This is a genomic window from Kocuria rosea (assembly GCF_006094695.1).
In the GTDB taxonomy this organism is placed as follows: Bacteria; Actinomycetota; Actinomycetes; order Actinomycetales; family Micrococcaceae; genus Kocuria; species Kocuria rosea.
The window spans coordinates 3,224,114-3,248,493 of sequence record NZ_CP035103.1; the positions used below are offsets into that span (position 1 = coordinate 3,224,114).

Annotated in this window: 23 protein-coding genes; 6 read left to right on the plus strand and 17 right to left on the minus strand. The window is 74.1% G+C overall.

Annotation, left to right across the window (positions count from 1 at the left end):
- The first annotated feature begins 43 nt into the window (after positions 1-43).
- The gene (locus EQG70_RS14710) at positions 44-796 is read left to right on the plus strand and encodes a PIG-L deacetylase family protein (RefSeq protein WP_017832108.1); all 753 of its coding nucleotides are present in this window, start codon (positions 44-46) and stop codon (positions 794-796) included.
- Between the two features lie 25 nt (positions 797-821).
- Here EQG70_RS14710 and EQG70_RS14715 read toward each other — a convergent pair whose 3' ends face one another.
- Together EQG70_RS14715 and EQG70_RS14720 are read right to left on the minus strand one after the other, a co-directional pair.
- The gene (locus EQG70_RS14715; RefSeq protein WP_017832109.1) at positions 822-2,036 is read right to left on the minus strand and encodes an MFS transporter; all 1,215 of its coding nucleotides are present in this window, start codon (positions 2,034-2,036) and stop codon (positions 822-824) included.
- Complete coding sequence (locus EQG70_RS14720) at positions 2,029-3,312, minus strand: glycosyltransferase 87 family protein (protein WP_167508914.1); 1,284 nt, start codon at positions 3,310-3,312, stop codon at positions 2,029-2,031. Before EQG70_RS14720 ends, EQG70_RS14715 begins: the two co-directional genes overlap by 8 nt.
- Positions 3,313-3,538: 226 nt before the next feature.
- Here EQG70_RS14720 and EQG70_RS14725 point away from each other — a divergent pair, with 226 nt between their 5' ends.
- Positions 3,539-4,273 (plus strand): GAF and ANTAR domain-containing protein, encoded by a 735-nt coding sequence (locus tag EQG70_RS14725; protein ID WP_017832111.1) that lies wholly within the window; start codon positions 3,539-3,541, stop codon positions 4,271-4,273.
- Between the two features lie 66 nt (positions 4,274-4,339).
- On the opposite strand, the gene EQG70_RS14730 is transcribed toward EQG70_RS14725, so the two are convergent.
- Positions 4,340-5,149, minus strand: a complete 810-nt coding sequence (locus tag EQG70_RS14730) for an SDR family oxidoreductase (RefSeq protein WP_109243716.1) — start codon at positions 5,147-5,149, stop codon at positions 4,340-4,342.
- Between the two features lie 172 nt (positions 5,150-5,321).
- On the opposite strand from EQG70_RS14730, the gene EQG70_RS14735 reads away from it, so the two are divergent.
- The gene (locus tag EQG70_RS14735) at positions 5,322-5,993 is read left to right on the plus strand and encodes a hypothetical protein (RefSeq protein WP_232035194.1); all 672 of its coding nucleotides are present in this window, start codon (positions 5,322-5,324) and stop codon (positions 5,991-5,993) included.
- 24 nt (positions 5,994-6,017) lie between these two features.
- Here the strand turns inward: EQG70_RS14735 and EQG70_RS14740 are convergent, their stop codons facing one another.
- The gene (locus EQG70_RS14740; protein WP_109268612.1) at positions 6,018-6,947 is read right to left on the minus strand and encodes an NADP-dependent oxidoreductase; all 930 of its coding nucleotides are present in this window, start codon (positions 6,945-6,947) and stop codon (positions 6,018-6,020) included.
- A 173-nt stretch (positions 6,948-7,120) separates the two neighbouring features.
- On the opposite strand from EQG70_RS14740, the gene EQG70_RS14745 reads away from it, so the two are divergent.
- On the plus strand, positions 7,121-7,540 hold the full coding sequence (locus EQG70_RS14745; RefSeq protein WP_035925887.1) for a VOC family protein: 420 nt from the start codon (positions 7,121-7,123) through the stop codon (positions 7,538-7,540).
- A 68-nt stretch (positions 7,541-7,608) separates the two neighbouring features.
- Here EQG70_RS14745 and EQG70_RS14750 read toward each other — a convergent pair whose 3' ends face one another.
- The 8 genes from EQG70_RS14750 to moaC all read right to left on the minus strand — a co-directional run bounded on the left by EQG70_RS14750 (position 7,609) and on the right by moaC (position 14,079).
- Entirely contained in the window at positions 7,609-8,067 is a 459-nt protein-coding gene (locus EQG70_RS14750; protein WP_017832116.1) for an SRPBCC family protein, read from the minus strand.
- A gap of 106 nt (positions 8,068-8,173) precedes the next feature.
- Entirely contained in the window at positions 8,174-8,887 is a 714-nt protein-coding gene (locus EQG70_RS14755) for a glycosyltransferase (protein ID WP_109268611.1), read from the minus strand.
- Complete coding sequence (locus EQG70_RS14760; protein WP_232035195.1) at positions 8,881-10,239, minus strand: PIG-L family deacetylase; 1,359 nt, start codon at positions 10,237-10,239, stop codon at positions 8,881-8,883. Before EQG70_RS14760 ends, EQG70_RS14755 begins: the two co-directional genes overlap by 7 nt.
- Positions 10,236-11,297, minus strand: coding sequence for an acyl-CoA dehydrogenase family protein (locus EQG70_RS14765; protein ID WP_126346546.1), 1,062 nt, complete (start codon positions 11,295-11,297; stop codon positions 10,236-10,238). Before EQG70_RS14765 ends, EQG70_RS14760 begins: the two co-directional genes overlap by 4 nt.
- Before the next feature lie 121 nt (positions 11,298-11,418).
- Complete coding sequence (moeB, locus tag EQG70_RS14770; RefSeq protein WP_109268608.1) at positions 11,419-12,591, minus strand: molybdopterin-synthase adenylyltransferase MoeB; 1,173 nt, start codon at positions 12,589-12,591, stop codon at positions 11,419-11,421.
- 5 nt (positions 12,592-12,596) lie between these two features.
- Positions 12,597-13,049, minus strand: a complete 453-nt coding sequence (locus tag EQG70_RS14775; protein ID WP_035925876.1) for a molybdenum cofactor biosynthesis protein MoaE — start codon at positions 13,047-13,049, stop codon at positions 12,597-12,599.
- Positions 13,046-13,585 carry a MogA/MoaB family molybdenum cofactor biosynthesis protein gene (locus EQG70_RS14780; protein WP_035925874.1) on the minus strand — a complete coding sequence of 180 codons (540 nt, stop codon included), beginning with the start codon at positions 13,583-13,585 and terminating at the stop codon, positions 13,046-13,048. The genes EQG70_RS14775 and EQG70_RS14780 overlap by 4 nt, the downstream gene beginning before the upstream one ends.
- Positions 13,582-14,079: a cyclic pyranopterin monophosphate synthase MoaC gene (gene moaC / locus EQG70_RS14785; protein ID WP_109268607.1), complete on the minus strand. Its 498-nt coding sequence runs from the start codon at positions 14,077-14,079 to the stop codon at positions 13,582-13,584. The genes EQG70_RS14780 and moaC overlap by 4 nt, the downstream gene beginning before the upstream one ends.
- Positions 14,080-14,249: 170 nt before the next feature.
- Between moaC and EQG70_RS14790 the strand changes: the two genes are divergently transcribed.
- Together EQG70_RS14790 and EQG70_RS14795 are read left to right on the plus strand one after the other, a co-directional pair.
- Entirely contained in the window at positions 14,250-15,458 is a 1,209-nt protein-coding gene (locus EQG70_RS14790) for a globin domain-containing protein (protein ID WP_035925871.1), read from the plus strand.
- 82 nt (positions 15,459-15,540) lie between these two features.
- A complete protein-coding gene (locus EQG70_RS14795) occupies positions 15,541-16,008 on the plus strand; it encodes a pyridoxamine 5'-phosphate oxidase family protein (RefSeq protein WP_017832125.1) in 468 nt (155 codons plus the stop codon).
- 95 nt (positions 16,009-16,103) lie between these two features.
- On the opposite strand, the gene EQG70_RS14800 is transcribed toward EQG70_RS14795, so the two are convergent.
- The 5 genes from EQG70_RS14800 to EQG70_RS14820 are packed head-to-tail and all read right to left on the minus strand — an operon-like array spanning position 16,104 to position 24,320.
- Positions 16,104-17,351, minus strand: a complete 1,248-nt coding sequence (locus tag EQG70_RS14800) for an MFS transporter (protein WP_109268606.1) — start codon at positions 17,349-17,351, stop codon at positions 16,104-16,106.
- 24 nt (positions 17,352-17,375) lie between these two features.
- On the minus strand, positions 17,376-18,236 hold the full coding sequence (narI, locus tag EQG70_RS14805) for a respiratory nitrate reductase subunit gamma (RefSeq protein WP_017832127.1): 861 nt from the start codon (positions 18,234-18,236) through the stop codon (positions 17,376-17,378).
- Positions 18,233-18,925 (minus strand): nitrate reductase molybdenum cofactor assembly chaperone, encoded by a 693-nt coding sequence (gene narJ, locus EQG70_RS14810; RefSeq protein WP_017832128.1) that lies wholly within the window; start codon positions 18,923-18,925, stop codon positions 18,233-18,235. The genes narI and narJ overlap by 4 nt, the downstream gene beginning before the upstream one ends.
- Positions 18,922-20,595, minus strand: a complete 1,674-nt coding sequence (gene narH / locus EQG70_RS14815; RefSeq protein ID WP_109268605.1) for a nitrate reductase subunit beta — start codon at positions 20,593-20,595, stop codon at positions 18,922-18,924. Before narH ends, narJ begins: the two co-directional genes overlap by 4 nt.
- Positions 20,595-24,320: a nitrate reductase subunit alpha gene (locus EQG70_RS14820; protein WP_109268604.1), complete on the minus strand. Its 3,726-nt coding sequence runs from the start codon at positions 24,318-24,320 to the stop codon at positions 20,595-20,597. The genes narH and EQG70_RS14820 overlap by 1 nt, the downstream gene beginning before the upstream one ends.
- Positions 24,321-24,380: the final 60 nt, after the last annotated feature.

The following is a 24,380-nucleotide window of genomic DNA, read 5'->3' on the forward strand; positions in this document are numbered from 1 at the left end:
GCCGCCGTTGCCGGTCCCCGGCGGCGGGGCCATGATGGGGACCATGACCGAGACCCCGCTCACGCACGTCGACGAGAACTGGCAGCGCGCCCTGGTGGTGGTGGCGCACCCGGACGACATGGAGTTCGGCGCCGCCGCGGCCGTGGCCCGCTGGACCGGACAGGGCAAGGACGTGGTGTACTGCCTCGTCACCAGCGGCGAGGCCGGCATCGACGGCCTCGAGCCGCAGCAGTGCGGTCCGCTGCGGGAGGCGGAGCAGCGGGAGTCCTGCCGGGTCGTGGGCGTGGAGCAGGTGGAGTTCCTGCACCTGCCGGACGGGGTGCTCGAGTACGGGGTGGCGCTGCGGCGCCGGATCGCGGAGGTGGTCCGCCGGCACCGCCCGGACGTGGTCATCACCAACAACTTCCGCGACACCTGGGACGGCGCCACCAACCTGAACCAGGCCGACCACATCGCCACGGGCCGGGCCACCCTGGACGCCGTGCGGGACGCCGGCAACCGGTGGGTCTTCCCGGAGCAGGTCGAGGCGGGCCTGCAGCCGTGGCCCGACGTGCTGGCGGTATGGGCGGCGGCCTCGCCCGACTCCCGGCACGCGGCGGACGTCACGGAGACCTTCGACGCCGGCGTGGAGTCCCTGCGCGCGCACGGCGCCTACCTCGAGGGCCTGGGCTGGACCGACTTCGACCCGGACGCCTTCCTGCGGGGCAACGCCGCCGCCGTGGGCGAGCGGCTCGGGGTGCCGCTCGCGAGCTCCTTCGAGGTGCTCCCCCTGCGGTGGGGCGGCACGGAGGACTGAGCCCGGCTCCGCCGGCGCGGAGCGCTCAGGCCGGCTCGGGCTCCCGGAGGACCAGGAGCACCAGCAGCACGGCGAGGACCACGAGGGCCGCCACGAAGCCGACGGCCCCGGCCCAGCCGGTGACCGTGTAGAAGACCCCGCCGGCCGTGCCCAGCACGGACGAGCCCGCGTAGTAGAAGAGCGTGTAGAGGGACGAGGCCTGCGCCTTGCCGGTGCGGGAGCGAACCGGGACCCACCCGGACGCCACGGCGTGCGCGGCGAAGAAGCCCGCGGTGAACAGCAGCAGCCCCACGACGATCACGGGGATCGACGGGACCAGCGTGGCCAGCAGCCCGGCGAGCATCACGGTCCCGCTGCTCGCGAGGACCACCCGGCGCCCGTGGGCCGCCGCGATCCGGCCGGCCGTCCCGGAGGACCAGGTGCCCGAGAGGTAGGCGAGGAACAGGAGGCTCACCACGGTCTGGGACACCCCGAACGGCTCCTCGCCGAGGTGGAAGCCCAGGTAGTTGTAGATCGCCACGAACCCGCCCATGAGCAGAAAGCCCTGCAGGTAGAGCACCAGCAGACCGCGGTCCGCCAGATTCGCCCCCAGCCGCCCGAGCAGCCCGGCCGGCCCGGTGAGCCGGACGGTCTGGCGCACGAACCCGCGCTGGCGCGGGGCGATGAGGACGAAGACCACGGCGGCGAGCGCGGCGAGCACGCTCACGGTGATCGTGCCGGTCCGCCAGCCGAACGCGTCGCCCACGGGTGCGGCGATGATGCGCCCGGCGAGGCCGCCCAGGCTGGTGCCCGCCACGTAGGTGCCGGCGGCCACGGCGGCGTGCCGGCGGTCGAGCTCCTCCGCGAGGTAGGCCATGGCCACGGCGGGGATCCCGCCCAGGGCGATGCCCTCCGCGAAGCGCAGCGCCACCACGGCCTCGAAGCTCGGCGCCAGGGGCATGACGAGCCCCAGGACCGTGGCGGAGACGACGGCCATGACCATGGTCCGCAGCCGGCCCCACCGGTCGGAGACCACGGACCACGGCAGGACGCCCACGGCGAGGCCGAAGGTCGCGGCGGAGACGCCCAGGGAGGCCCGCGCGGCGTCGATCCCGAGGTCCGCGGCCAGGAGGGGCAGCACGCCCTGCACGGAGTAGAGCTGGGCGAACGTCGCCACGCCGGCGCACAGCAGCGCCAGCAGCACCCGGCGGTAGCCCCGGCTGCCGCGGTCGTAGCCGGTCCAGCCGCCGGGCTCAGCCACGACCGGCCCCGCGGTTCTCCCGGGCCCCGGCCCGCAGCCCGGTGACCACCCACAGGCCCAGGAGCAGGAACAGGGCGAGATAGGGCAGCGCGGCCACGGCGTCGATCGCCGGCCCGGGGACCCCCACCGGCCTCAGCCACGCGTCCCAGCGGATCGGCCCGACGTACAGGCCCACCAGCGCGACCCCGCCCAGCACCAGGGCGAGCCGGCGCGGACCGTCCCGGAGGAACGCCGGCCACGCCTCGACCCACAGCGCCGTGCACACGAGCCCCCACCACACGTGGTGGTGGGACCAGGTGACCGGGGACAGGTAGAGCATGAGGAGGGCGTTGACCGCCACCACGGAGAGGATCATCCCCCGGGCGGCGAGGACCCGGATCAGCAGGGCGACGCCCACGACCGCGGCGAGGAGCAGGACCCCGCGCAGCAGGGGCTCCGGCTCCCCGGGGACGCCGAGGTGGAGGAGCACCCCCTGCAGCGAGGTGTTGTCGACGTACGCGGTGTCGCCGACGCGCTCGTCGCTGAGCACGGCCTCGGTCCAGAACACGACCGCGTCCCGCGGCAGCGCCAGGAACCCGATCACCACGGTCGCGGCGAAGGTGAGGCCCATCGTGAGGATCGGCCGCAGCTGTCCGCGCACGAGGAACACCAGCCCGAACGCGAGGGGGGTCAGCTTGATGCCGGCGGCCAGGCCGATCCAGAACCCGCGCGGGATCCGGCCCAGCAGGGTGTCGTCGCGGGTGCGCAGCAGGTCGTAGAGCACCAGGGCCATGAGCAGCGCGTTGATCTGCCCGAGACCCACGTTGCGCATCCACGGCCCCGACCACAGCAGCACGGCGGTGCCGGCGGCCACGGCGGTGGCGGGGCCCAGCAGGGCCTGCAGGGGCAGCGGCCGGCCGTGGGCGGCCGCCCGGCGCAGGAGCACGGCCGAGAGGACCGCGGCGACGCCCATCGAGGCGAGACCCAGGGCGAGCTCGGTGAGCCGTTCGGGGAGGAAGGCGAGCGGCACGAACAGCAGCGCCGCGAACGGGGGGTAGGTGAACGGCAGCCCGCCGTCGCCGTCCGGGCTGAGCCCGGGGCCGTAGAGCTCGTCGTCGAAGCCGTGCCGGTCCACCACGGCCATCCCGCCGAGCCGGTAGACGTCCAGGTCGATGCTGCTGTCGAGGACCAGCCACACGGACCGCACCAGCACGCCCGCCAGCAGCAGCCACACCAGGCCGGTCAGCGCCGTCGAGCGTCCGGTGCGGGACGCGACGGCGGCGGACGGAACGCTCACCAGGGCCTCAGTTCTCGGGTCGGTGCGTGCCGGAGCGGACGCAGGCGGAGGTTGCGGCCCCCACTCTAAGCCCGCCCGGCCCCGTCTCCCGTCCCGGTCGGCCCGGGGCCGGGACCGACGGCCCGGGAACACGGCATGATGGACCCTGACACGTCGGAGACACCGCGACGGCACGGCCCCCGGGCAACCGGGACCGCGTGCCTGCCGCGAGCACCGGAGGAGAACCATGACGGAGCACCAGACGGGCGGCCCGGCGGGGGCGTCCCCGCACGAGCTGCTGCTCGAGAGCGAGGACATCGCGTCCTTCCTCGACGCCCTCTCGGGCCGCATCGCCCAGGCCCTGTCCACCGACGGGGACGAGGTGTGGTGCGCGGTCACCCTGCTCCGGCCGAAGCGGTCCTCCACCGTGGCCTCCTCGAGCCCCGCGGCCGAGGCCCTGGACGAGATCCAGTACCACTACGGCGACGGGCCGTGCCTCACGGCGTCCCGCGAGAACCGGCTGGTCCACGTCCCGGACACCCGTTCCGATCCCCGGTGGCCCGAGTACGGCCGGGCCGCCGCCGCCCACGGCATCCTCTCCGCCCTGGGGGTGCCCCTGGACCTCGCCGGCGAAGCCTCGGCGGCCCTGGACGTCTACGCCGACCGTCCGCACAAGTTCGACCGGGCGACGATCGAGGTCATCCAGCGCGAGGTGGCCTCCGCCTCCAGCGCGCTGCGCCTGGCCGTGCGGATGGAGAAGCACCGGGACGCCGAGGCGGACCTGAAGGCGGCCATGGCCTCGCGCACCACCATCGATCTCGCCGTGGGCATCGTCATGGGCCAGAACCGCTGCACCCAGGAGCAGGCCTTCGACATCCTCCGGTCCGCCTCCAGCCACCGCAACGTCAAGCTGCGCGACCTGGCCGCGGAGCTGGTCGCGACCGTCGGGCAGGGCCCGGCCACCACCCACTTCGACCGCTGAGGGCCCCTCCGGCGGGCACTGCTCCGCTCCCGCGGAGGGACCGGGGCCGCGTGCGTGCGGGAGCGGCTACCCCTTCCGCCACTCGTCGCTCGTCAGGTGCGAGCCCGCCTGCGGTCCCATCTGCACCATGCCGCCGTCGACGACCCAGGACGCCCCGGTGACGTAGGCGGAGGCCGGGGACGCGAGGAACGCGATGACCGCGGCGACCTCGCGGGCGTCCCCGGGCCGGCCCAGCGGCACGCCGGGACGGTGGGCGGCCCTCGGGTTCTCGTCCTCCTGCCCCGTCATGGGGGTGGCGATCTCCCCCGGGGCCACCGAGTTCGCGGTGATCCCGTGCTCCCCCAGCTCGAGCGCGATGGTCTTCACGAGTCCTCCGAGGCCGTGCTTGGCGGCGTCGTAGGCGCTCGAGCCGACCCGGGGCACGTGCTCGTGGACGCTCGTGACGGCGATCAGCCGCCCGCCCCGTCCGGCGGCCACCAGATGCCGCGCCGCCGCCTGGAGGCACACGAACGCGCCGTCGAGATCGGTGGCGAGCACCTTGCGCCACGTGCCCAGGGACGTCTCCAGGAACGGGACGTTCGCCCCCGTGCCCGAGTTGTGCACGAACACGTCCAGGCCGCCCAGGCCCTCCACGAGGCCGTCGACGACGGCGCCGCAGCGCTCCGGCTCCGTGGTGTCCAGCCGCGCCACCACGGCCCGGCGGTCGTAGGACCGGACCTCCTCCGCCGTCCGCTCGGCACCCTCCTCGTCCCGGTGCCAGGTGATCCCCACGTCCATGCCGGCCGCCGCGAGCGCCACGGCGGTCGCACGCCCGATGCCGGAGTCGGAGCCGGTCACCACGGCCGTGCGGGGCTCGAAGTCGGGAGCGTGCTCCATGGTCGTCGCCTTCCCTCCGTGCAGAGCGCGGACCGCCGTGCGGGACGGCCCGGGGGCACCAGCCTATTCCCGGCGGTGACGCGGCGCACACCCCCGGCCGGAGCCGTTGCGGACCGCGACCGAGGAGAGGAAGCTCTTGAGCAAGCTGATGGTCGGAGACGAGGAGAGCGTCATGGCACACCAGGACCCGTCAGGATCGACCGTCCCGGAGGATCCCCGGGAGCCCGGGAAGGACCGGCCGGGCGCCTCCACCCCGCGGGGGCGGCGGCAGGAGGTGGTCGCCGCGGAGAAGCGGGAGTTCGGGGGCGTGAAGTTCGGCTCCGCGTTCTTCGGCTGGATGACCGCCACGGGCATCGCCGTGCTGCTCACCGCCCTGCTCGGTGCGATCGGCGCGGGCGTGGGGGTGGCGACCAGCTCGGACCCGGGCGAGATCGCGGAGCAGGTGGCGCAGGACGCCGGCACCGTGGGCCTCGTCAGCGGCATCGCCCTGGCCCTGGTCCTCTTCGTCGCCTACTTCGCCGGGGGCTACGTGGCCGGGCGGATGGCCCGGTTCGACGGCGCCAAGCAGGGGGTCGCCGTGTGGGTGTGGGCGGTCCTCATCGCGATCGTCCTGGCGGTCCTGGGCGCGGTGGCGGGCGAGCAGTTCAACGTGCTGCGCGAGCTCAACAGCTTCCCCCGCATCCCCATCGGCGAGGGCGCCCTGACCACGGGCGGCATCATCGCCCTGGTGGTCGCCGTCCTGATCCCGCTGCTCGCGGCGGTCCTCGGCGGCCTGGCCGGGATGCGCTTCCATCGGAAGGTGGACCAGGTCGGCATCGACCACCAGTACCGCTCGCACTTCTAGGACCGCTTCCGGGACCGGGGCGGGTCAGAACTCGAGGACGAGCCGCCCCCGCACGCCCCCGGCCTCGAGCCGGCGGTGCGCCTCGGCGGCGTCCGCGGCGGGCAGGACGGCGGCCACGCGCAGGGAGAGCACCCCCTCCTCCACGTACCGGCGCAGCCGGTCCAGCTTCGCGCCCGAGTGGTACTCCTGGGGCACGCTGATCCGGTGCACGGTGATCCCCCGGCCCGGGTCCCCCGTCCAGTGCCGCACGGTCGCGAACCCTCCGCCGTCCCGGACGGCAGGGGCCGCCTTCTCGCTCAGCACGGCGGCGTCCACGAGGGCGTCGACCCCGTCGGGGAAGAACTCCCGGATCCGCTCGGCGACGTCGTCCCCGCGCGCCACCACGTGGTCGGCGCCGAGACTGTCGACGAGCTCCAGATCCTGCTCCGCGGCGTCCGCGATCACGGTGAGGCCCTCGTGCTTGGCGAGCTCCACCACGTAGTTGCCGAGGGTCCCGGCGGCCCCGGTGACGGCCAGGGACTGCTCGGGCTGGAGGTCCAGCACCTCGAGGACCTGCAGGGCCGTGAGCCCGTTCATGGGCAGCGTGGCGGCCGTGGCGAAGTCCGTGTCCGCCGGGAGGCGGGCGATCGAGTCGTCGGGGGCGACCAGGAGCTCCGCGTAGGCGCCCCCGTGCTCCCCGCGCGGCAGGGCGATGGCCATGACCGCGTCCCCCACCCGCCAGGCGCTGCCCTCCCCCACCTCGTCGACGACCCCGGCCGCGTCCATCCCCGGCACGTACGGCGGCCGCAGGTGCTCCACGGGCTGACCGCCCGCGCGCAGCAGGGTGTCCGTGGGGCTGACGGCGGCCGCCCTGACCCGGATCCGCACCTCTCCGGGGCCGGGGTGGGGGTCCGGCACCTCGTGGACGGCGAGGACCTCGGGCCCTCCGAACGTCTCGACTCCGATGACTCGCATGCCCGTTCCAACCCCGGGGCGCCCGCACCCATTCCGGCTCCGCACCGATGCCGTTCCGATGCCGTTCCGATGCCGTCCTGACATGCGGGCGAGGATCCCGTCACACCGTTGCGGCCCCGCCGGTCCGGGGCCATGCTGAGGGCGGGTCCCGCCGCACCACGAAGGGGAGCACCATGGCACCGACAGACTTCATCACCCTTCCCGTCTCGGACCTGGAGCGATCGAAACGGTTCTACTCCTGTCTCGGCTGGCGGCTGCACCCCGCGTTCGAGGGCACCGGCGCCGGGACCGTCGAGATCCGCGAGGACGAGCACGTCATGGTCCTGAGCGAGGACCGCCACCTGCGCCTGGTGGGGCCCGGGACCCCCGGCACCCCGGCCGACGCCTCCGTGGTCAACGCGCTCAGCGTCGACTCCCCGGACGAGATCGACGTCATCGTCGACCGCGCCGTCCGCGCCGGCGGGACAGAGGGCGACGCCCAGGACTACGGCTTCCTGCGCTCGCGCTGCTTCCGGGACCCCGACGGCCACCAGTGGGAGATCCTGTGGGTCGATCCCGCAGCGGCCTCCGTCCGCGCCGCCCGCCGGCGGTGACCGCGGGCACGGCGGAGCCCGGTCACCACGGGTGACCGGGCTCCGTCCCGTCTCGGCGGCTCAGGTGCTCACTTCTCGGAGACGGCCGCCGCGAGCCGCTCGAGGGAGTGCTCCAGGGCGCCCTCCTCGAAGAGCGGGAAGGACACGGCCTTCTTGGCCTCCGGGGTCGCGTGCTCCCACGAGTAGGTCTCGGTGACCAGCGTGGCGCCGGGGCCCTGGGGCTCGAGCTCCCAGATCCACTCCCAGCCCTCCAGCTCGGCGCCCTGCGGCTTGGGCTTCCAGGCGAGGAGCTTGTTCTCGTCGTAGCCGGAGACGGTGTTCTCCATGACGTAGTCGCCGCCCATGTGCTCGCCGTTCATGTTCATCACGAACACCTGGCCGACCTTCTGGATGCGCTGGTCGTCGCCGGAGACGACCGTGCCGGAGCCGTCGATCTGCCGGTGGCGCGAAGGCAGGCTGAGGACGTCGAAGATGGCGTCGGCGGGGGCGTCGATGACGCGGCTGGCGGACAGGCTGTTCTCGGACACGGGTGGTTCCTCTCGTCGGCAACGGTACGGCCCCACCGTAGGCAGACGGGGCCGGTCCCTGGCCAGGGCTGTCCGCTCCCCGCGTAGCCGGGTCCGGCCCGTGCGCTCAGCCCTGCCCCGCGCCGAGGCCCTGCGGCTCCCCCGCCAGCGCCCGCAGATAGCCGGCGAATCCCCGCTCGACCCGGCCGGTGCTCCGGCCCGAGGTCAGCACCCGCACCCGGTCCGTGGCGAGCACCCGGTGCCCGCGCGCCCGCGCCGCCTCCGCCAGCCCGACGTCCTCGCCGTGCGGCAGGGCCGGGAAGCCCCCGCACGCGGCGTACACGTCGGCGCGCACGCCCAGGTTCGCCGCGTGCACGTGGGGGTGCCCCTCCTCCAGCCGGTGCCGGGCGTGCCAGCGCGCCAGGAGACCCGCGGCCAGGTCCCCGGGGTCGGGCTCCACGGTGCCCAGGAGCAGCTCCGCCCCGCGCCCGGCCGCGTCCAGGTGGCCGGTGAGCCAGTGCGCGGGCACCGCACTGTCGGCGTCGGTCGACACGATCCAGGTGCGCGCCCCGGCGGCTCCCGCGGCGGCCACCGCGGCGGCCCGGGCCGCCCCCGCGGTGCCCCAGGACCCGGCGACGACGTCCGCCCCCGCCGCCGCGGCGATCCGGGCGCTGCCGTCGGTGCAGCGGTCCAGGGCCACGACGACGTCCACCTGCACCGGGGGCCGGGCCGCCCGCGCCCGGGCGGCGGCGTGCTGCACCGTGGCCAGGCACCGGCCGAGCAGCCGCTCCTCGTTCCGGACCGGCACCACCACGACCACCCGCTCCACCCCGGTCAGCACGTGCCCGCGCCGGCGGTCTGCGGCCCCACGGGCTCGAAGACCTCCAGCAGGAAGTCGCGCTCCGTGTGGCGCAGCAGGGGCCCGAAGCGGGCGTCCGCGTGCACGGCGGCGTGCACGTCGGCCCCGTCGAGGGGCCAGCCCTCGATCGGGTGGCGCCAGTGGCACAGCAGGAGGTGGCCGTCCGGCTCGAGGGACCCGGCCACGCGGTCGAGGAGCCCGCCCAGCTGCGCGGCGTCGAGGAAGTAGCCGGTCTCGGAGACCACCACGAGGTCGAACCGCCCGGGCGGCCACTGCCCGGGCAGCCTGCGCTGCTCCACCTGCACGCCGGGGAGCTCCGCCAGCCGCTGCCGGGCGCGCTCGACCGCCACCCCGCTCGCGTCCACGGCCAGCACGGACTCCGCCCGGTCCGCGAGCTCGGCGGTGAGGGCGCCGAGGGAGCACCCCGCCTCCAGGACCCGGCGGTACCGGGGGCGCGGCAGCGCGGCGAGGGTCACGGCGCGCTTGCGCCGCTCGTACCAGGATGAGTCGACGTCCCAGGGGTCCTCGGCGCCGCGGTGGACGTCGTCGAACACGGCGGCGGCGTCCGGGGCCTGCCCTGCGGGCGGGAGCACGAAGAAGTGCTCGGTCGGGCGGCGGAACCGGGCCAGCACGTGGGGGCCCAGGAGGGCCTCGTCGCCCGGGGCCGGGGACAGCGGCAGGACCTGCGAGGCGTGCGCGGCCAGGGCCTGCTCCTTGGCCGCGCACGCGGGGGCGTCCAGGGCGAGGACCCGGATCCCGTGCGGGGGCAGGTCCTCGGGCCCGCCCCAGTGCCACAGCCAGACGGGGTACTCGAGGCACTCGACGCCGTGGACGGAGGCGGCCGCCCGGGCGGCCCGGCCCAGCACCTCGTGGTCGACGTGCCCGTCGTCGCCCCACGGGGCGGCCAGCACGCCACGCCGCCCCGCGGCGGCCCACGCCGCGGCCTCGGCCACGGGGGCGCGCAGCGCCTCCCCCACCGACGCCAGGGCCCCGTCGGGCAGCCCCAGGAGCTCGGGGACCACGCCGTCGGCGAGCCGGTCCGTGGCGGCGGAGGCCTCGGTCCGGCGCACCCGGGCGAGGTCGGCGGGGGTCCGGGTCGGCGAGCGCGGGTGCGACTGCTCGCCCAGGGTCGCCACGACCACCCGCACCCGGGCGCCCGCCCGGGCCGCGAGGGAGATCAGGCCGCCCGCGCCGAGGCTCTCGTCGTCCGGGTGGGCGGCGAGGACCACGAGGCGGTCGATCCCGTCGAGCTCGAGCGGGCGCGCGGCGTGCAGGCGCGGCGCCCGCGCCCACACCGCCTCGGGGGTGCCGGGGTCCCGGTGGTCGAACGTCACCACGGGCGGTCCCCCGCCGCGCCCTCGAGCAGGGCCCGGCCCAGTGCCGCGGCGTCCCGCTGCGCGTGCTCCTGCCGGACGTACACCTGCAGGGCGCTCACCCGGCGGACGTGCTCGGGCGCGCCGGTGAGCGGGCCCGGCCCGGTGGCGGCCGAGACCTCCGCGGTCACGGCCTCCGCCGTCCGGGCGACGACGCGGCGGGTGCGCAGGGCCAGGACCGCGCCGCGCTCCCCGCCGGCCCGGCCGGCGTCGACCTGCTCCGCCGCCGAGCGCAGGGCCGTGCGGGCGGAGTGCAGGAGGGTGTCGACGACGCCGAGCGCCGCGTGCCCCACCTGGTCCAGCGGCCGCACGTCCGGGGCCCGGCGCCGCACGGCGTCTCCCCACAGGACGTCGGCCACCCCGGCCGCGCCGCCGTACCAGCACGCGGCCACGCCGATCCCGCCCCAGGCGAAGCCGGGGCGCTCCAGGTACCACCCGTCCTCGCCGACCGGCACGGCCGGCACCGCCGTGCACCGCACGGCGCCGGTCGGCACGTCCCGCAGCCCGGCCGGCCGCCAGTCCTCGGTGCTCCCGGGGACGACCCCGGGGTGGGCGAGGTCCACGGCGAAGGCCCGGCGGCGGCCTCCGCCGGTGCTCGCGGTGACCACGGCCCGGTCGAGGTGCGCGGCGAGCGAGCACCACGCCTTGGTGCCCGTGAGCTCCCACCCGCCGGTCCCGTGGCGGGCCACGAGCTCGTGACCGGGGGCCTCGGCGGCCCAGACGCCCCAGGCGGCGGGCGGACCGGCGAGCTCCTCGAGTCCCGCCTGGTGCAGGATCGCGAGGGCGTCCAGGTGCGGCTCGACCACGCGGGCGAGGGACAGGTCGAGCCGGGCGAGCTCGGCGAGCCGCCGCCACAGCTGTCCGGTGCGGCCGGCGCCGGGCAGGGGGAGCTCCTCGCCGAGCGCCCGGGCCACGCCCAGGGCCTGGTCCAGGGCGCCCGGGGTGCCGGCGCGCAGGGCCGCCGCGGCCTCCTCGGCGCGTCCGGGGCCGGCGGCGGGTCGGGGGTGCGGCGGGGGCATGCGGTGTCCATCGGTCGGCGGCAGGGAGACGATCAGCCTACGTCCTGCCCGCCGGGCCCGCTCGCGCCCCCCCTCCGCAGCGCTCCGGCGAGGACCCGCGAGCGGGCCTCGGCGGACCGGGTCAGTAGGCCTGCTGGGACGGGTCCACCTGCTCGATCCACGCCAGCACCCCGCCCTCGAGGTGCGCGACGTCGGTGCGGCCCGCGGCGCGCAGGAGGTGCAGGGCCCGTTCGGAGCGCGCCCCGGCCTTGCAGTGCAGCAGCACCCGGCGGCCCGGGGCGATCCGGGCGAGGGCCTCCCCGGACTCGAACTGGTCCAGCGGGAGCAGCCGTGCCCCGGGGATCGCCGCGAGCCGGGCCTCGTAGGGCTCCCGGACGTCGACGAGCTCGAAGTCCGCGGCGCCGCGCTCCCGTGCCGCCAGCAGCTCCGCGAGCTCGGGGGCCGTCACGGTGGGGACGCCTCCCGGCTGCGGGCCGGGCGCCGGGCAGGCGGGGGCGCTGTCGCCGGCCGACGCCAGGGTGGTCACGGGCGCGCGGCCCGGCGTGGGCACCAGCGGGATCTCCCACCAGCGCGCCGAGAGGGCGTCGTAGGTGGCGACCCGGCCGAGCATCGTGGTGCCGATCCCGGTGACCAGCTTGACGGCCTCGACCGCCATGGCGGTGCCCAGCAGTCCCGGCAGCACGCCGAGCACCCCGGCCTCGGCGCAGCTGGGCACCGTGCCCGGCGCCGGGGGCACGGTGTAGAGGTCGCGGTAGGTGGGCCCGTGCGCGCCCCAGAACACCGAGTACTGGCCGTCGAAGCGCAGGATCGAGCCCCACACGTGCGGGACACCGGCCAGCTCGCACGCGTCGGAGACGAGGTAGCGGGTCTCGAAGTTGTCCGTGCCGTCCAGGACGAGGTCGTACCCGGCGAGGACCTCCTCCGCACTCTCCGCGGTGAGCCGCTCGCGGTGCTCCACGACGCGCACCAGCGGGTTGAGGTCGGCGATCCGCGCGGCGGCCGAGGCGGTCTTGGGCGCCCCGAGGGTCCCCTCGCCGTGGATCACCTGGCGCTGCAGGTTGGAGGCGTCCACGTCGTCGTCGTCGACGACACCGAGGGTCCCGACGCCCGCGGCGGCGAGGTAGAGCAGGGCCGGGGAGCCGAGGCCGCCCGCGCCCACGCACAGCACCCGGGCGTTCTTGAGCCGCCGCTGGCCCTCCTCGCCGATCTCGGGGACGGTCAGGTGGCGGGCGTAGCGGCGCAGCTCGGCGTCGGTGAGCTCCGCGGCGGGCTCGACGAGCGGGGAGAGGTCCACGGCGCTCAGGCGTCCAGTCCGACCCACTCGGTGGAGCCGTCCGCGAACCGCTGCTCCTTCCAGATGGGCACCTCGGTCTTGATCCGGTCCACGAGCGCGTCGCAGGCGGCGAAGGCGAGCTTGCGGTGGGCGGCGGCCACGGCGGCCTCCAGGGCGGAGTCCCCCACGCGCAGGTGGCCGACCCGGTGGGCGGCCCAGATCCGCACCCCGGGGAACTCCTCGGCGACCCGGCGGGCCACGTCCTGGACGGCCCGGTCCGCGCCGGGGTGGCAGGTGTAGTCGAGGCTGGTGACGGGGCGGCCGCCGTCGTGGTCGCGGATGACACCGCTGAAGGAGACCACGGCGCCGGTGCGCTCGTCCTGCACGGCCTCGACGGCCCGGGCGTGGTCCAGGGGCTCCTCGGTGACGAAGGCGCCGACCACGGCGGTCTCCGCCTGGATCGGTCCTGGTGTGCTCATCGGTCGGTCTCCTCGTGCGGTCGGGGGTCGTGGCGGGGGCCGTCGTGCCCGCGGTCGCGGTGGCCCTCGAGCTGGTCGCAGACGTGGTCGAGGATCGGCTCGAGGACCTTCAGCCCGTCCCAGACCCCGCCGGTGGAGCCGGGGAGGTTGACCACGAAGGTGGCGCCGCTGACCCCGGCGTGCCCGCGGCTGAGCACCGCCAGGGGGGTGGTCCTCCGGCCCTCCGCCCACAGTGCCTCCATGATGCCGGGCAGCTCGCGGTCGAGGAAGGGCCGGGTCATCTCGGGGGTGAGGTCGTCCGGGCCGAGGCCGGTCCCGCCGCTGGTGACGACCACCCGGGGGCGGTCCGCGGGGGCCCGGGTCACGAGCAGCCGCTCCAGCTCGGCGCGCACGTCCTCGCCGTCGGCCACCACGAACGGACCTTCGACCTCGAAGCCGTGGGAGCCGAACCAGTCGGCGGCGATCCGCCCGCTCCGGTCCTGGTAGACCCCGGCGGCGGCGCGGGTGGAGGCGACGATGACGGCGGCGCTCCTCATGCGGCGTCCCCGTCGGTCCGCGCCCAGTCCCCGGACTTGCCGCCGGACTTCGCGAGCACCCTGCCCCGGTCGATCTCGGCCAGCTTGTCCACGGCCTTGATCATGTCGTAGAGGGTCAGGGCGGCCACCGAGGCCGCGGTCAGCGCCTCCATCTCCACGCCGGTCACCCCGCACGTGCGCACCGTCGCGGTGATCCGCACGCCGTCCGCCAGCCGCTCGAAGTCCACGGTCACCTTGCTGATCGGCAGCGGGTGGCACAGCGGGACGAGCTCCGGGGTCCGCTTGGCCGCCATGATGCCGGCCACCCGGGCCACCGGCAGGGCGTCCCCCTTGGGGAGGTCCGCGGCGAAGACCTGCTCGACGACGTCGGGGCGGGTGCGCAGCGTGGCCGTCGCGGTGGCCTCGCGGGTGGTCACGGCCTTGTCGGAGACGTCCACCATGTGCGCGGACCCGTCCGCCCGGACGTGCGTGAGGCTCTGCTGCTGCTCGGTCATGTCGGTTCGGTCCCCTTCGGCTCTCCCGGATGGTGCGTCCCTCCCATTCTGGCCCACCCCCGCGCCGCGCACCGCCGCGTCATGTCTGGTCCCGTGCCGGGGCGCGGTGCTAGCTTGACGGAACGCGACCAGAGTGCCGTCGACGCCGCCGGCACTCGGAAGGAGCCACCGTGCTGTCAGACACCTCGTACCCCGTCGTCAAGGCCACGCTGCCCGTGGTCGGGGAGAACATCCAGGAGATCGCCCGGCGCTTCTACGCGCACATGTTCGGCGAGCACCCCGAGCTGCTGGACGGGCTGTTCAACCGCGGCAACCAGGCGGACGGCCGGCAGCAGCAGGCGCTGGCCGGGTCCGTGGCCGCCTTCGCCGGCTACCTGGTGAACAAGCCGACCGAGCTCCCGGACCACCTGCTGTCCCGCATCGCGCACAAGCACGTGTCCCTGGGGCTGCACCCGGACCAGTACCAGATCGTGCACGACAACCTCATGTGGGCCATCGTGGACGTCCTGGGCGACGCCGTGACCCCGGAGGTCGCCGCGGCCTGGGACGAGGTCTACTGGCTGATGGCCAACGTGCTCATCAACCAGGAGCGCGGCCTCTACGAGGCGGTCCGGCTCTCCCCCGAGACCGTCTGGCGGACCTGGCGGGTGGTCGAGAAGATCCCGGAGACCGAGGACGTCACGACCTTCGTGGTGGAGCGCGTCGACGAGCGGGAGGTGAAGCGGTCCCTGCCCGGCCAGTACGTGACCCTCAGGATGGAGATGCCCGACGGCGTGCTGCAGCCCCGGCAGTACAGCCTGACCCGCGCCGACGACGGACAGCACCGGCGCTTCGCGGTGAAGCGGGTGCGCGGCAACGGCACGCCGGCCGGCGAGATGTCCACCCTCCTGCACGAGACGGTGCAGGTGGGGGACGAGGTGGTGCTCTCGGTGCCCTCCGGCGACGTGGTCCTGGAGTACTCGGACCGGCCGCTGGTGCTGGCCAGCGCGGGCATCGGCGTCACGCCGATGGCGGGCATGCTCTCGCACCTGGTGAAGGACGGCTCCCAGCGCACCGTGCAGTTCCTGCACGCGGACGCCTCCCCGGAGACGTTCGCGCTGCGCGGGCAGATCGAGGAGGACCTCGCCGCCCTGGAGGACGGCTCCCTGAAGGCCTGGTTCGAGCAGCCGCGGGCGGCCGGCGAGCGCGCCGAGAACGAGTACGAGGGGTTCATGGACCTGCGCGCCGTGGAGCTGCCGCACGACGCGCAGTACTACCTGTGCGGGCCGCTCCCCTTCATGCAGGCCGTGCGCAGCGCGCTCGTCGCCCGCGGAGTCCCGCCCCGGGACATCCAGTACGAGGTGTTCGGCCCGGACCTCTGGCTCGCCGACTTCGAGTGACCGGCCGTGCAGGCCCCGGGAGAACGACCGGGGCAGGACCAGGACACGGCCCGAGGGCCGGATGACGACGACGGAGGACACGATGACGGACACGCACGGCAACCACGTGGAGGAGCTGGCGGTCAACAGCTGCTGGGACCTGCTCCGGGACGCGGGCGTCGGCCGCCTCGCCGTGTGGGTGGAGGACCACCCGGACATCTTCCCGATCAACTTCGTGGTGGACCACGGGACCCTCGTCTTCCGCTCGGCCGAGGGGACGAAGGTCGCCGGGGCCCTCACCGACGTCCCCGTGGCGGTGGAGATCGACGGGTACGACGAGCCCGCCGGGAAGGCGTGGAGCGTGGTGGTCAAGGGCCGCGCCGAGCGCATCCAGCAGGTCCAGGAGCTCACGGACACCCTCGACCTCCCGCTGTTCCCGTGGCAGGCGGGGCGCAAGGGCATCTTCGTCCGGGTCGTGCCGTCCCTCGTGACCGGCCGCCGGTTCCCGGTCGCGGACCCGGAGGTGTGGCGCACCCCGCTGTCGGGGGTGCGGCGCTCCCCCGACGAGTGAGCCTGCGCCGGGACGTGCTCCTCCGCCGGGCCGCCCCGCTCCCGAGCTGACCGCCGGCTGCGGTCCGGGCCGCGCGTCCGGCGCCCGGACGGCGGTCAGGTCCGGGCCCGCTCGTCGTCCTTGCCCCCGTTGCGCACGGTGAAGGTGAGCACCAGGGCGGTCACCGCGAACACGGCCAGCAGGGTCAGCCCCACGAAGTAGCTGTTGTTCTCGGCGTCGTAGGTGGCGCCCATCACGAGCGGCGGGAAGTAGCCGCCCAGGCCGCCGGCGGCCGCGATGATGCCGCCGATCGTGCCCACGTCCTTCGCCGGGGCGGCGCGTCCCACCCACCCGAACACGCCGCCGGTGCCCAGGCCGAGGAACACCGCCATGGCCAGGAACGTGGCGCCGTAGGCCACCTCCTGGATCGGCTGCAGCGCCACGACCATCGCGAGGACCGCCGTGCCGACGAGCGAGGTGATCGTGACGATCTTCGGGCCGAGGCGGTCGGCGAGGATCCCGCCGACCGGGCGGGCGACCACCGCGGCGAGGGCGAAGCCGGCGGTGCGGGTCCCGGCCGCGGTGGCGTCGAAGCCGTAGACGGTGTTCAGGTAGGTGGGCAGGTAGTTGGAGAACGCCACGAACGCGCCGAAGACCACGCCGTAGAGGAAGCACAGCTGCCAGGTCACCCGCAGGGTGAAGGCGTGCCTGATCCGGGGCAGCACCGGCTGCGGCACGGCGCCGGCGCGGACCGGGGACTCGCGCAGCCCGAGCCAGCAGACCACGGCCATGGCCGCGACGATCGCGGCGATGACCGCGTGGGCGCCCAGGTACCCGATGCCCGCGACCAGGCGCGGGGTGACGAACGCGGAGACCGCGGTGCCGGCCATGCCCGCGCCGAACACGCCGGTGGCGAAGCCCTTGCGGTGGGACTCGTACCACGCGGAGCAGAACGGGATGCCGATGGCGAAGACCGTGCCGGCGATGCCGAGGAAGAACGCGACGACCAGCAGGAGCCCGAAGCTGCCCAGCTGGCCCACGAGGGCGGTGAGCAGCACCAGCGGGGCGGTCAGGGCGAGGATCGCCGTGAACATCACCCGCCCGCCGAAGCGGTCCGTCAGGGCGCCGACGGGCACCCGGGCGATGGAGCCGACGAAGATCGGCATCGCCACGAGCAGCGCGGTCTGCGAGGAGCTGAGCTCCATCTGCTCCGCGTAGCGCCTGGACAGCGGGCCCACGATGGTCCAGGCCCAGAAGCCCGCGGTGGACGCCAGCGTGGCGAGGAGCAGGTTCCGCAGCTGGCCGGAGCGCAGGTCCGGGGCCGCGGTGCCCGGGGAGGCGGCGGACGACGACGAAGATGACATGGCGGTCCTCGCAGATGGGGCTGGTCAGCGGCGGGTGCCGGCGCGGTTGCGGTGGGCGCTCCTGTCCCGGTCCTGGGTCCCGACGGGGTCCCAGCCGCGGCGCACCGGCACGGACCCTGTGGACCGGTGGTCCCGGGAGCGGTAGACGATGTACGGCCGGAACAGGTAGTGCACGGGGGCGGTGAACGCGTGCACCAGGCGGGTGAACGGCCAGACGGCGAAGAGCCCCATGGCCCACAGGGCGTGCACCTTGAAGGAGATCCCGGCGGCCGTCATCGCGGCGACGTCCGGCTGCAGGATCCAGATCGAGCGGAACCACGGGGAGACCGTCTGGCGGTAGTCGGGCACGGAGTGGTCGAACACCGAGATGAGGGTGGTGCCCAGCCCCGTGAGCAGCGCGGCCACGAGCATGACGTACATGAACTTGTCGTTCTTGGTGGTCGCCATGAACACGGGTCCGGTGGTGCGCCGGCGCCAGATGAGCATGATGATCCCGAGCAGCGTGCCCACGCCGGCCACGAGCCCGATGCTCAGGGCCAGGAAGTGGTACATCCCCTCGGTGACCCCCACGGCCTCGGTCCAGGTCTTCGGGATGATCAGACCCATGACGTGGCCCGCGAGCACGGCGAGGATGCCGAAGTGGAACAGCGGGGAGGCGATGCGCAGGATGCGGGACTCGTAGAGCTGCGAGGACCGGGTGGTCCACCCGAACTGGTCGTACCGGTACCGCCAGACGGTGCCGCCGATCACGACCGCCAGCACGACGTAGGGCAGCACGCCCCAGAGCAGGATGTCGCCGACCCCCACGGAGGCGGCGGCCGGGGCCGCCGCCTCGAGGGGGAGGGAGGTCCCGGGCGCGAGCAGGCTCGCGGCGGTGGCGGTCATGCGCTGTTCCTTTCGGTGACGGGCAGCAGCCGGGGGTCGTACGGGTCGAGGCCCACGGACTCCGTGGGCGGACCGTAGCCGGCCATCCGCAGGGCGGCGTCCCGGTCCTCCGGGGAGACCCCGGGCAGGGTGGAGCACACGAGGGCGACGACGCCGTGGTACGGCAGGCCGTCGTCGCGCAGCGCCAGCCGCAGCAGCTCGAGGGACGGCCGGTAGCGCTGGAGCAGCTCGTAGCCGTCCTCAGGGGAGACCTTCGCGGCGAACTCGAGCACGAGCGGCAGGTAGTCCGGCAGCTCGGCCCCGTCCAGCTGCGCGCCGTGGGAGCGGTAGACCTCCTTGAAGGCGGCGAGCGCCTCGCCCCGCCGCCGGGTGTCCCCGTCGGTCCAGTAGGTCAGGTGCAGGCTGTGCCGCCGGGAGAGGTCGAACTCCTGGACGTAGTCGGCCTGCACCTGTTCGAGCGGGCGGGCGCGCAGCCAGTCGAGGAGGTCCTCGGGCACGGGCGCGCCCACCTCCTCGAGGGCTTCCCGCAGGACGGGCAGCATGACCAGGAGCTCGTGGTCGGGATAGCCGAGCAGCACGGCGGCGGCCTGCCGGGCCACCGCGCTGCGCCGCGGGTGCCGGTCCGTGCAGCGCCCGGGGTCGAGAGTTCCCCTGCCGGCCTTGCCCAGCAGCCTCTCCAGCAGGCTCACGGCCGGTCCCCGTCCTCGGAGCGCGGCGGGAACAGCCCCGCGGGCGCCCCTCGGCCGTCCCAGTTGAGCAGGTTCACGCGCCCGGCCATCTGCTGCTCCGAGGTGGCGGACTCGCCGGTCTGTCGCGCCCGCAGGGCGTTGAAGTTCTCCACGGCCACGGGCGTGGGGCGCCCGGAGGCCTCGCCGAAGACGCCGGTCTGGCCCATCCCGGGCCCTCCGTCCACGTCGAGGGAGCAGCCGATCTCCTCGAGGTTGTGGGCGTCCTCCAGATGGGCGGAGGGGATGACGTAGCGCTCGTCGTACTTGGCGATGGCCATGAGCCGGTACATCTTCTGGATCTCGGAGCCGGTCATCCCGACGCCCTCGGCGATCGACTCGTCCGGGGCGTCCCCGAGGGCGATGTCCCGCATGTAGGAGCGCATGGCCGCGAGCTTGCGCAGCACGTCCGTGACGATCTGCGTGTCCCCGGCCGTGAACAGCTCGGCGAGGTACTCCACCGGGATGCGCAGCGAGTCGATGGCGCCGAACAGGTTGCCCGCGTCCTCGCCGTCGTGGCCCTGGTCCTTGAGCAGGTCCACCACCGGGGACAGCGGCGGGACGTACCAGACCATCGGCATCGTCCGGTACTCCGGGTGCAGCGGCAGCGCCACCCGCAGCTCCTTGGCCAGGGTGTAGACGGGGGACCGGCGCGCGGCGTCGAGCCAGTCCTCCGGGACGCCCTCGGCGCGGGCCGCGGCGACCACCCCCGGGTCGTGCGGGTCGAGCATCAGGTCCAGCTGGGCCTCGTAGAGGTCCCGCTCGTCCGGGGTCGCGGCGGCTTCGGTGACCCGGTCCGCGTCGTACAGGAAGATGCCGATGTAGCGCAGCCGGCCCACGCAGGTCTCGGCGCACACCGTGGGGATCCCGACCTCGATGCGGGGGTAGCAGAACGTGCACTTCTCGGCCTTGCCGGACTTGTGGTTGTAGTAGATCTTCTTGTACGGGCAGCCGGTGACGCACTGCCGCCAGCCGCGGCAGCGGTCCTGGTCCACCAGCACGATCCCGTCCTCGGTGCGCTTGTAGATCGCGCCGGAGGGACAGGAGGCCATGCAGGACGGGTTCAGGCAGTGCTCGCAGATCCGGGGGAGGTAGAACGCGAACGTCTGCTCGAACTCGAACTTGATCTTCTCCTCGGACTCGCGGCGCACCTTCTCCACGATCGGGTCCAGGTGGCCGGCCTCGGTGACGCCGCCGAGGTTGTCGTCCCAGTTGGCCGACCAGGAGATCTTCATGTCCTCGCCGGTGATCAGGGACTTGGGGCGGGCCACGGGGAAGTCGGTGCCGGCGGGGGCGTTGGTGAGGGTCTCGTAGTCGTAGGTCCACGGCTCGTAGTAGTCGTCGAGCTCCGGCTGGACCGGGCTGGCGAACAGGCCCGCGAGCTTCGCCCAGCGCCCGCCCGACTTCAGCTTGAGGTTGCCGCGGCGGTTGAGCTCCCAGCCGCCCTTCCACTTCTCCTGGTCCTCGTACCGGCGGGGATAGCCCTGCCCGGGACGGGTCTCCACGTTGTTGAACCACACGTACTCCGTGCCGGCGCGGTTCGTCCACGCCTGCTTGCACGTCACCGAACAGGTGTGGCACCCGATGCACTTGTCGAGGGCCATCACCATGGCGACCTGGGCCATGACTCGCATCAGTACTGGACCTCCTGGGAGCGCTTGCGGACCACGGAGACGATGTCGCGCTGGTTGCCGGTGGGCCCGAGGTAGTTGAAGGCCCAGGACAGCTGCGCGTAGCCGCCGATCATGTGGGTGGGTTTGACGAGGATGCGCGTGACCGAGTTGTGGATCCCGCCGCGGCGCCCGGTCGCCTCGGACTTCGGCACGTCGATGGTGCGCTCCTGGGCGTGGTGGACGTAGACGACGCCGGCGGGCATGCGGTGGCTCACGATGGCCCGGCCCACGTAGACGCCGTTGGTGTTGACGCACTCGACCCACTCGTTGTCGGAGACCTCGATCAGTGCGGCGTCCTGGGGGCTCATCCACACCGTGGTGCCCCCGCGGGCCAGGGAGAGCATGAACAGGTTGTCCTGGTACTCCGAGTGGATCGACCACTTGTTGTGCGGCGTCAGGTACCGCACGGCGATCGACAGCTCCCCCCGCTCCCCCAGCTGCGGCTCGCCGAAGAGCCGGTGCATGTCCAGGGGCGGGCGGTAGATCGGCAGGGTCTCGCCCATGTCCTTCATCCAGTCGTGGTCCAGGAAGAAGTGCATCCGCCCGGTGAGGGTGTGGAAGGGCTTGAGCCGTTCGATGTTGACCGTGAACGGGGCGTAGCGCCGTCCCCCGGTCTCGGAGCCGGACCACTCCGGGGACGTGATCACCGGGACCGGGGCGGCCTGGGTGTCGGCGAAGCTGATCCGCTTCTCCTCGGAGCCGCGGGCGAGGTCCGCGAGCTCCACCCCCGTGCGCTTCTCGAGGGTCTCGAAGCCCTGCACGGCCAGCTCCCCGTTGGTGGTCCCGGAGAAGAGCAGGATCGCCTCCGCCATCCGCGCGTCGGTGTCCACGGCCGGGCGGCCCGCCGCGGCCCCGGAGTCGAAGACCCCGTGCAGGCGCGCCAGCTGGTCCACCTGGTGGGAGACGTCGTAGGTGATGTGCTTCGTGGTGAAGCCCAGCCGCTCGGCCAGGGGCCCCACCGCCGAGAACTTCTCCCCGATCGCGGTGTAGTCCCGCTCCACGACCGCGAGGTTGGGCAGGTTCTTCCCGGGCACGGCCGGCAGGTCGGTGTGCTTCCAGTCGGGCGCGTGCCCGCCGGGCTGGGCGATCTCCCCCGGGGTGTCGTGGGTGAGCGCGGTGGCCACCAGGTCCTTGCGCACCCCCAGGTGGGTCCGCGCCTGGCGGGAGAACTCCTCGGCGAGCAGCCGGAACAGCTCGTAGTCGGTCTTGGCCTCCCACGGCGGGTCGATCGCCGGGGTGAACGCGTGCACGTACGGGTGCATGTCCGTGGAGGACAGGTCGTGCTTCTCGTACCAGGTGGCCGCGGGGAGGACGACGTCGGAGAGCAGGGTGGAGCTCGTCATCCGGAAGTCCGCGGAGACCAGCAGGTCGAGCTTGCCCTCAGGCGCCTGCTCGTGCCAGGTCACGTCCCGCGGCCGGGACGCGGAGTGGTCCTGCCCCATGACGTTGTGGTGCGTGCCGAGGAGGTGCCGGAGGAAGTACTCCTCGCCCTTCGCGGAGGACCCCAGCAGGTTGGAGCGCCACAGCACCAGGGTGCGGGCCCAGTTCTCGGGGGCGTCGACGTCCTCGACGGCGAAGCGCAGCTGCCCCGACTTCAGCCGGTCCGCGACCCACCGGGCCTCGTCGGGGGCCTCCCCCCGGGCCACGCCCTCGGCGGCGAGGTCCGCGACGTCGAGGGAGTTGCGGTCGAACTGCGGGTAGAACGGCATCCAGCCCATCCGGGTGGACTTCGCGACCACGTCCGCGGTGTGCATGCCCTTCAGGTGGCCCTCCGCCAGGGGCGACTGGAGGGAGTCGGACGAGTAGCCGTCGGAGCGCCACTGGTCGGTGTGCATGTACCAGAACGCGGTGCCGATCATGAAGCGCGGCGGGCGGGTCCAGTCGGTGGCCGCGGCCATCGCGGCCCAGCCCGTGATGGGGCGGGCCTTCTCCTGGCCCACGTAGTGCGCCCACCCGCCGCCGTTGCGCCCCTGACACCCGCACAGCATGAGCATCGCGAGGATCGCCCGGTAGGTGACGTCCCCGTGGTACCACTGGCAGATGCCGGCCCCCAGGATGATCATCGACCGGCCGCCGGACTTCTCCGCGTTGGCCGCGAACTCGCGGGCTGTGCGGATCACGGCCCGGGCCGGGACCGAGGTGATCTCCTCCTGCCACGCCGGGGTGTAGGGGGTCGCCACGTCGTCGAGCCCGGCCGCCCAGTCCCCCGGCAGGCCCTCGCGGCCCACGCCGTACTGGGCGAGCATCAGGTCGAAGACCGTGGTGACCGTCCGTCCGGCGACCTCGGTGACGGGCACGCCGCGGCGCAGCACCGAGCCCTCCCCCGTGGCGTCGGTGAAGGCGGGCAGGTGCACCGCGCTCACCGAGCCCTCGTAGGAGGAGGCGTCCGCGAGCGAGAGCGCCGGGCGCACGCCCTGCAGGTCGAGGTTCCACTTCCCCTCGTCCTGCTCGTTGTAGCGGAAGCCCATGGACCCGTTCGGGACCACCGGCGTGCCGGCGTCGCGGTCGATCAGCACGGTCTTGAACGCCGCGTCGGAGGCCGTCGCCTCGCCCCCGCCCAGGTCCGCGGCGGTGACGAACTTGCCGGGCACCACGGTGCCGTCCTCGCGCTCGTCGAGGGTGACGAGCATGGGCAGGTCGGTGTACTGCAGGACGTAGTCCTCGAAGAACGGCACCCGCCGCTCCACGAAGTTCTCCCGCAGGATCACGTGGCCCATCGCCATGGCGAGCGCGGCGTCCGTGCCGGCCTGGGCCGGCAGCCACTCGTCGGCGAACTTCGTGTTGTCCGCGTAGTCGGGACTCACCGAGACGACCTTCGTGCCGCGGTAGCGGGCCTCCACCATCCAGTGCGCGTCCGGGGTGCGCGTGACCGGGACGTTCGAGCCCCACATCATGAGGTAGGTGGCGTCCCACCAGTCGCCGGACTCCGGGACGTCGGTCTGGTCCCCGAAGACCTGGGGGCTGGCCACGGGCAGGTCCGCGTACCAGTCGTAGAAGCTGTTCATCACACCGCCGATGAGGTTGATGAACCGGGCCCCCGCGGCGTGGGAGACCATGGACATCGCGGGGATCGGGGAGAAGCCGGTGCACCGGTCGGGGCCGTAGGTCTTCACGGTGTGCACGTGGGCGGCGGCGGTCATCTCGAGGGCCTCCTGCCAGCTCGAGCGCACCAGGCCGCCCTTGCCGCGGGCCTGCTGGAAGGCCCGGCGCTTCTCCGGGTCGCCGACCACCGCCTGCCACGCCAGCACGGGGTCCCCGCCCACCTGTTCCTTGGCCGCGCGGTACATCTCCAGCAGCACCCCGCGGACGTACGGGTAACGGACCCGGGTGGGCGAGTAGGTGTACCAGGAGAAGGCGGCCCCGCGGGGACAGCCGCGCGGCTCGTACTCCGGGCGGTCCGGGCCCACCGAGGGGTAGTCGGTCTCCTGCGCCTCCCAGGTAATGATCCCGTCCTTGACGTAGACCTTCCAGGAGCACGAGCCCGTGCAGTTCACCCCGTGCGTGGAGCGGACCACCTTGTCGTGGCTCCACCGGTTCCGGTAGAACGCGTCACCGGCCCGCCCGCCCTCGCGGTAGACCGCGCGGCCGTCCGGGGACTCCTCCCAGCGGGTGAAGAACTTCCCGAGCTTGAGCAGGGCGTGGGACGCGGGGCCATCGGTGCCCGGCGGAACGGAGCTGGCAACCATGGTGCCAACCTATCGAATTCGGCATTCTGAATTAGGATTTTCTTGTGGACCAATGAACGG

Excerpts from the sequence above, each read along its gene's own strand:
- EQG70_RS14710 (WP_017832108.1), top strand. The coding sequence starts at position 44 with ATGACCGAGACCCCGCTCACGCACGTCGACGAGAACTGGCAGCGCGCC.
- EQG70_RS14725 (WP_017832111.1), top strand. The coding sequence starts at position 3,539 with ATGACGGAGCACCAGACGGGCGGCCCGGCGGGGGCGTCCCCGCACGAG.
- EQG70_RS14730 (WP_109243716.1), bottom strand. The coding sequence starts at position 5,149 with ATGGAGCACGCTCCCGACTTCGAGCCCCGCACGGCCGTGGTGACCGGC.
- EQG70_RS14735 (WP_232035194.1), top strand. The coding sequence starts at position 5,322 with ATGGCACACCAGGACCCGTCAGGATCGACCGTCCCGGAGGATCCCCGG.
- EQG70_RS14740 (WP_109268612.1), bottom strand. The coding sequence starts at position 6,947 with ATGCGAGTCATCGGAGTCGAGACGTTCGGAGGGCCCGAGGTCCTCGCC.
- EQG70_RS14745 (WP_035925887.1), top strand. The coding sequence starts at position 7,121 with ATGGCACCGACAGACTTCATCACCCTTCCCGTCTCGGACCTGGAGCGA.
- EQG70_RS14765 (WP_126346546.1), bottom strand. The coding sequence starts at position 11,297 with ATGCCCCCGCCGCACCCCCGACCCGCCGCCGGCCCCGGACGCGCCGAG.
- EQG70_RS14775 (WP_035925876.1), bottom strand. The coding sequence starts at position 13,049 with ATGAGCACACCAGGACCGATCCAGGCGGAGACCGCCGTGGTCGGCGCC.
- EQG70_RS14780 (WP_035925874.1), bottom strand. The coding sequence starts at position 13,585 with ATGAGGAGCGCCGCCGTCATCGTCGCCTCCACCCGCGCCGCCGCCGGG.
- moaC (WP_109268607.1), bottom strand. The coding sequence starts at position 14,079 with ATGACCGAGCAGCAGCAGAGCCTCACGCACGTCCGGGCGGACGGGTCC.
- EQG70_RS14795 (WP_017832125.1), top strand. The coding sequence starts at position 15,541 with ATGACGGACACGCACGGCAACCACGTGGAGGAGCTGGCGGTCAACAGC.
- EQG70_RS14800 (WP_109268606.1), bottom strand. The coding sequence starts at position 17,351 with ATGTCATCTTCGTCGTCGTCCGCCGCCTCCCCGGGCACCGCGGCCCCG.
- narI (WP_017832127.1), bottom strand. The coding sequence starts at position 18,236 with ATGACCGCCACCGCCGCGAGCCTGCTCGCGCCCGGGACCTCCCTCCCC.
- narH (WP_109268605.1), bottom strand. The coding sequence starts at position 20,595 with ATGCGAGTCATGGCCCAGGTCGCCATGGTGATGGCCCTCGACAAGTGC.
- EQG70_RS14820 (WP_109268604.1), bottom strand. The coding sequence starts at position 24,320 with ATGGTTGCCAGCTCCGTTCCGCCGGGCACCGATGGCCCCGCGTCCCAC.